This is a genomic window from Halocola ammonii, from assembly GCF_049334165.1.
Lineage (GTDB): Bacteria > Bacteroidota > Bacteroidia > Flavobacteriales_D > Sanyastnellaceae > JBEGHD01.
On record NZ_JBEGHD010000042.1, the window covers coordinates 1 to 599 of the forward strand.

The following is a 599-nucleotide window of genomic DNA, read 5'->3' on the forward strand; positions in this document are numbered from 1 at the left end:
GAATCTGTTGCTGGTGAGTGCCCACAGGAAAGTGTGATTACTCGCACGTTCACTGCTACTGATGAATGCGGAAACGCTTCAACAGCAACTCAGGTGATTACGATTGTGGACACTACTGCTCCAGTAGTAGAGGGTGAGTTCGAACTTACTATGCCATGTGACGATGTTGAAGAAGGAATCTTCATCACTGCTACAGATAACTGTGGTGATGTAAGTATCACTTACGAAGACACAAATGTATCTGGAGGATGCGTTGGACACATCATCCGTGACTACGTTGTGACTGATGAGTGCGGAAACACTTCAGAATTCCAGCAGAGCATTCTTCTCACTGATGAAGAAGCTCCAGAATTTACGCTCTTCCCAGAAGATGTAACAGTAGAATGCGACCAGGTACCATCTAACGAAGGGCTGGAAGTAGACTACACAGACAACTGTACAGATGTAACACTTGAATACAACGGTGAAGTAATCACTGAAGGTGAGTGCGCAGGTCAGTACACCATTGAGCGTACATGGACTATCACTGATAACTGTGAGAACAGCACATCAGCGACATGGACAATCAATGTGGAAGACACAACTGCTCCAGTATTCGA

At 45.4% G+C, this 599-nt stretch carries 1 pseudogene; it reads left to right on the forward strand.

What is annotated here, in order from left to right:
* Positions 1 to 599, forward strand: a pseudogene (locus tag ABHV44_RS16165) (hypothetical protein); the annotation flags it as partial.